The sequence below is a fragment of the Dietzia sp. DQ12-76 genome, assembly GCF_014145045.1.
Classification (GTDB): Bacteria; Actinomycetota; Actinomycetes; order Mycobacteriales; family Mycobacteriaceae; genus Dietzia.
In genome coordinates, this window is the sequence record NZ_JAALDV010000545.1 from 1 (window position 1) to 5,604 (window position 5,604).

The following is a 5,604-nucleotide window of genomic DNA, read 5'->3' on the forward strand; positions in this document are numbered from 1 at the left end:
CGGCCCCGGCCCCGGCCCCGGCCCCAGGTGACGAGGCCGCGTCGTCACCCCGGATCGCCTCGGCGAACCGTTGCCGGATCCGGACATCGGCCGCCACGACCGCCGCTCGGTCCTGCGGGGTGAGATAGCGGATCTGCCAGCGGTACAGCGCCGCGCGGGAACGGTGGGTCAACGTCGCCCGGGTGACCGAGGCGACCAGATCGTTCAAGTCGTCGAGGCCCGACGTGGCGGTGTCGAGTTCGGCGACGAGTGTGGCGACCGCGTCACGGAACATCGCGTACTTGCCCGGAACATGGCGGTACAACGCACCGGGGGTCAGGGCGAGGCGGTGTGCGATGTGTTCCACGCGGGTCGCGTGGTACCCGCGCCGCGTGAACTCCTCGGCCGCGACCAGTGCGATCTCCGCACGTCGCGAACCCGGAGGAGGTACGTCCGGGAACCACGTGGGTGGAGCGGAAGGAGACGTCATGGCCTCTCGGATCTCGTGATGGCGGTTCGGGGTGTGATCTTGACAACAAGCAATACAGTGGAGATAGTAAACCCGAATTCACAGATATATGTGATCGAATCCATGCGAGTGAGTCGAGCCGACCGTGCGGATCGACCGACCCGAGAGGGGACACCCCGCCATGTCAGTGCCCGATGCCTACATCTTCGACGCGGTGCGCACGCCACGCGGCAAGGGAAAGTCCAGCGGTTCGCTCTACAGCGTCGCCCCGATCGATCTCGCGGTCGGGGTCCTGCGGTCGATCGTCGAGCGGAACCCCGGCCTCGACCCCGCGCAGATCGAGGACGTGGTCATGGGGATCGTGGGACCAGTGGGCGAGCAGGGCGCGGTGTTGCCGCGCGTCGCCGCCCTCGCCGCAGGGCTACCGCAGACCGTCGCCGGTGTGCAGGAGAACCGTTTCTGCGCCTCCGGGCTCGAGGCGGTCAACCTGGCCGCACAGAAGGTCCGCGCCGGCTGGGAGGACCTGGTCATCGCCGGCGGAGTCGAGTCGATGTCCCGCGTGCCCATGGGCTCCGACGGCGGCGCCTGGGCGCAGAATCCCCGCGTCAACTATGAGACCTCGTTCGTCCCCCAGGGCATCGGTGCCGACCTCATCGCCACCATCGAGGGCTTCACCCGCCGCGACGTGGACGAGTTCGCCGCCCGCTCCCAGGAACTGGCGTCGGCCGCGTGGGACGACGGTCGGTTCGCCGCCTCGGTCGTGCCGGTGGTCGACGTGGCCGGTCGGCTGGTCCTCGACCATGACGAGCACATCCGCCGCGGGACCACCGCGGACGACCTCTCGGCCCTCCGCCCGTCCTTCGCCGCGCTCGGGGACCAGGCCGGGTTCGACGCCGTCGCGCTGCAGAAGTACCACTGGGTCGAGCGGATCGACCACGTCCACCACGCGGGCAACTCCTCGGGGATCGTCGACGGCGCGACCGCGCTGCTCGTCGGCAACGCCGCCGCGGGTGAGCGGAACGGGTTGACGCCGCGGGCACGGATCGTGTCCGCCGCGGTCGTGGGATCGGAACCGACGATCATGCTCACCGGTCCCACCCCGGCCGCGCGTAAGGCGTTGGCCAAGGCGGGACTGACGATCGACGACATCGACCTGTTCGAGGTCAACGAGGCGTTCGCCGCCGTACCCATGAAGTTCGCCAAGGACCTCGACGTCCCGATGGACAAGATCAACGTCAACGGTGGCGCGATCGCCATGGGCCACCCCCTCGGCGCCACCGGCGCGATGATCCTCGGCACCGCACTCGACGAACTGGAGCGCCGCGACGCCCGCTTCGCCCTGGCGACACTCTGCGTGGGCGCCGGCATGGGGATCGCCACCATCATCGAACGTCTGTAGACCCAGCCGCCGGCCTGACGCCATACAAGGACGAGAACACCCAATGAGCAGCGAATACACCAACACCATCTCGTACGAGCGCGATTCCGACGGCGTTGTCGTCCTCACCATGGACGATCCCGATCAGAGCGCCAACACCATGAACGCGAACTACCTGGCCTCGATGGAGGCCGCCGTGGACCGACTCGAGGAGGAGGTCGACGACATCACGGGCGTCGTCCTGACCTCGGCCAAGAAGTCGTTTTTCGCCGGCGGCGACCTCGGCGACATCCTGAGCATCCCGGCCGACGGGGCGGACCTGGCGGTCGACACCGTGGAGCGGGCGAAGGCCCCTCTGCGCAGGTTGGAGACGCTGGGCAGGCCGGTCGTGGCCGCGATCGGTGGCGCCGCGCTCGGCGGCGGGCTCGAGATCGCGCTGGCGACCCACCACCGCATCGTCGTGGACTCCCCGTCCATCCAGCTGGGCCTGCCCGAGGTGAGCCTAGGTCTGCTGCCCGGGGGCGGCGGGATCGTCCGCACCGTGCGCATGCTCGGGGTGGTCACGGCCCTGATGGAGGTGCTGCTCGAGGGCAGGCGCCTGCGCCCGGGCAAGGCCCGTGAGCTCGGACTGGTCGACGACCTCGTCGCGAGCCCGGATGACCTGATCCCCGCGGCGAAGGCGTGGATCGCCGCCAACGCCGACGACCCGGTCGCGGCCACCCAGCCGTGGGACCGGAAGGGTTACCGCATGCCCGGGGGGACCCCCTCGAGCCCAGCGCTCGCGGGCAACCTGCCCGCGTTCCCCGCCATGCTGCGGAAACAGCTCAAGGGCGCCCCCTACCCCGCCCCAGTGGCGATCATGGCGGCCGCCGTCGAAGGCGCCGGCGTCGATTTCGCCGCGGCCTCGACGATCGAGGCCCGCTACTTCGCCCGGCTGGCCACCGGCCAGACCGCCAAGAACATGATCCGGGCGTTCTTCTTCGACCTGCAGAAGGCCAACGGGCTGGCCGGGAAGCACGGGTCCGCCGACCGCGCGCCGGTGAGGAAGGTGGTCGTCCTGGGCGCCGGGATGATGGGTGCCGCCATCGCCTATGTCTGTGCCAAGGCCGGGATGGAGGTCGTCCTGAAGGACGTCGACCAGGCCGCGGCCGAGCGGGGCAGGGGCTACTCGGAAAAACTGGTCGCCAAGACCGTGGCCCGCGCCGCCGAGGGCCCGGCCCGTGACGCCGCGCAGGCGAAGGGCGAGGCGCTCCTGGCGCGCATCACCCCCACCACCGACCCGGCCGCGGCCGCGGGCGCGCAGGCCGTGATCGAGGCCGTGTTCGAGGACCCCGAGGTCAAGAAGACGGTGTTCGCGGAGATCGCGCCACACATCGCCCCGGATGCGCTGCTGTGCTCCAACACCTCGACCCTTCCCATCACCATGCTCGCGGGCGGCGTGGACCGGCCGGCCGACTTCATCGGCCTGCACTTCTTCTCGCCCGTCGACAAGATGCCGCTGGTCGAGATCATCAAGGGGGCCGAGACCTCGGAGGATGCCCTCGGGCGCGCTCTGGCCCTGGTCGCGCAGATCGGCAAGACCCCCATCCTCGTCAACGACTCCCGCGGGTTCTTCACCTCGCGCGTCATCGGCACCTTCACCAGCGAGGGGATGGCCATGCTCGCCGAGGGCGTGCCCGCCCCGACCATCGAACAGGCGTCGGCGCAGGCCGGATACCCGGCCCCCGTGCTGGCGCTGATGGACGAGCTCACCCTGACCCTGCCCCGCAAGATCCGCGACGAGACGCGCGAGGCCGCCAAGGCGGAGGGGCGCGAGCTGCCCGACCATCCGGGTAACGCCGTGCTCGACCGCATGATCGACGAGTTCGGCCGGAAGGGTCGCTCGAGCGGCTCCGGCTTCTACGAGTACTCCGACGGCAAACGGGGCGGACTGTGGCCGGGGCTGGCCGACGCCTTCGGTGGTGCCACCGAGATCCCGCTTCAGGACGCGATCGACCGCATGCTCTTCGCCGAGGCGATCGAGACCGTCAAGTGCCTCGACGAGGGCGTGCTGGAGACCACCACCGACGCCAACGTCGGATCGATCCTGGGCATCGGCTTCCCGGGCTGGACCGGTGGCGTCGCCCGCTACATGGACCAGTACCCGGGCGGTCTGCCCGGCTTCGTCGCCCGCGCCGAGCAGCTCGCCGAGCGCTACGGGGACCGGTTCACCCCGCCGGAGTCCCTGCGGTCCAAGGCCGCCTCCGGTGGCACCTACGAGGAGGTCCACCCGTGATCCGTACCCGTTTCACCGAGGAGTTCGGTGTCCGTCATCCGATCGTCCAGGGCGGCATGATGTGGGTCGGCCGCGCCGAACTCGCCGCCGCCGTGTCCGAGGCCGGGGCGCTGGGCATCATCACCGGGCTCACCCAGCCGACGCCCGAGGACCTGGCCCGCGAGATCGCGCGCTGCCGGGAGATGACCGACCAGCCGTTCGGGGTCAACCTCACGATCCTGCCCGCCATCTCCCCGCCCCCGTACGCCGAGTACCGGCAGGCGATCGTCGAGTCGGGGGTGAAGATCGTCGAGACCGCCGGGTCCAATCCCAAGGACCACCTACCGGTGTTCCACGAGGCCGGCATCAAAGTCATCCACAAGTGCACCTCGGTCCGCCACGCACTCAAGGCCGAGCAGCTCGGTGTGGACGCGGTGTCGATCGACGGCTTCGAGTGCGCGGGCCACCCGGGTGAGGACGACGTCCCCGGTCTGGTTCTCATCCCCGCCGCGGCGGCCCGGCTGACGATCCCGATGCTGGCGTCCGGAGGCATCGCCGACGCCCGCGGCCTCGTGGCCGCACTGGCCCTGGGGGCCGACGGCGCCAACATGGGGACGCGGTTCATGTGCACGGCCGAATCGCCGGTCGCGGACCAGGTCAAGCAGCAGATCGTCGCCAATTCCGAGCTCGACACCACGCTCATCTTCCGCACGCTGCACAACACCGCGCGGGTCGCGGCGAACGCCGTCTCGGCGGAAGTGGTGGCCAGGGAGGCCGAGGGCGTGGAGTTCTCCGACATCCAGCACCTCGTCGCCGGAGCCCGGGGCCGCAAGGTCTTCGAGGACGGCGATCTGGATGCCGGCATCTGGTCGGCGGGTCAGTGCCAGGGCCTGATCGACGACGTGCCCACCGCGGCCGAGCTGGTCGACCGCATGATGACCGAGGCCGAGTCGATCATCACCGACCGGCTGTCCGGCATGGTCGCCGCCGCGGAGTCGGTCCGATGACCGCCACCGGACGCGACGCCGTCAAGGTGGAGACCGACGACCTCGGCGTGACGACCATCAGCATCAACCGGCCCGACCGGATGAACGCGCTCGACCACCACACGGTCGGCGCGCTGATCGGGCTCATCACCGAGCACGGTGCGGATGCGGGGACCCGTGTCATCGTGCTCGCCGGCGAGGGAGCGGCGTTCACCACCGGGGCGGACCTGCAGTCCATCCGGGAGGGAGCCGCCGACGCTCCCAGCCCCGACGTCACCATGGACAATGCCGCGGCCCTGGTCCGCGCGGTGCTCACCGCCCCGGTCCCGGTGATCGCCGCGGTCAACGGTCCGGCGGCGGGGGTGGGCGTCTCGTTGGCGCTGGCCTCCGACCTCGTTCTCATGTCCGACGACGCGTACCTGCTGTTCGCGTTCACCAACATCGGCCTCATGCCGGACGGCGGGGCCAGCGTGCTCCTGCCCGCGGCGGTCGGCCGCTCGGTCGCCTCCCGGATGCTGCTGCGCGGGGACGCCGTGTC

5 protein-coding genes are annotated in these 5,604 nt (G+C 70.5%); 4 read left to right on the plus strand and 1 reads right to left on the minus strand.

What is annotated here, in order from left to right; translation table 11 throughout:
• The coding region (locus G6019_RS16430; RefSeq protein ID WP_182628073.1) for a TetR/AcrR family transcriptional regulator at positions 1-469 on the minus strand (469 nt) is incomplete at its 3' end.
• Between the two features lie 160 nt (positions 470-629).
• Here G6019_RS16430 and G6019_RS16435 point away from each other — a divergent pair.
• From G6019_RS16435 to G6019_RS16450, 4 genes are all read left to right on the plus strand, one after another.
• Positions 630-1,847 carry an acetyl-CoA C-acetyltransferase gene (locus G6019_RS16435; protein WP_107758294.1) on the plus strand — a complete coding sequence of 406 codons (1,218 nt, stop codon included), beginning with the start codon at positions 630-632 and terminating at the stop codon, positions 1,845-1,847.
• A gap of 43 nt (positions 1,848-1,890) precedes the next feature.
• Positions 1,891-4,101, plus strand: coding sequence for a 3-hydroxyacyl-CoA dehydrogenase NAD-binding domain-containing protein (locus G6019_RS16440; RefSeq protein WP_182613437.1), 2,211 nt, complete (start codon positions 1,891-1,893; stop codon positions 4,099-4,101).
• Positions 4,101-5,087, plus strand: coding sequence for an NAD(P)H-dependent flavin oxidoreductase (locus G6019_RS16445; protein ID WP_182613439.1), 987 nt, complete (start codon positions 4,101-4,103; stop codon positions 5,085-5,087). Before G6019_RS16440 ends, G6019_RS16445 begins: the two co-directional genes overlap by 1 nt.
• A partial coding sequence (locus G6019_RS16450) for an enoyl-CoA hydratase-related protein (RefSeq protein WP_182628075.1) occupies positions 5,084-5,604 on the plus strand: 521 nt, incomplete at its 3' end. The genes G6019_RS16445 and G6019_RS16450, both read left to right, overlap by 4 nt.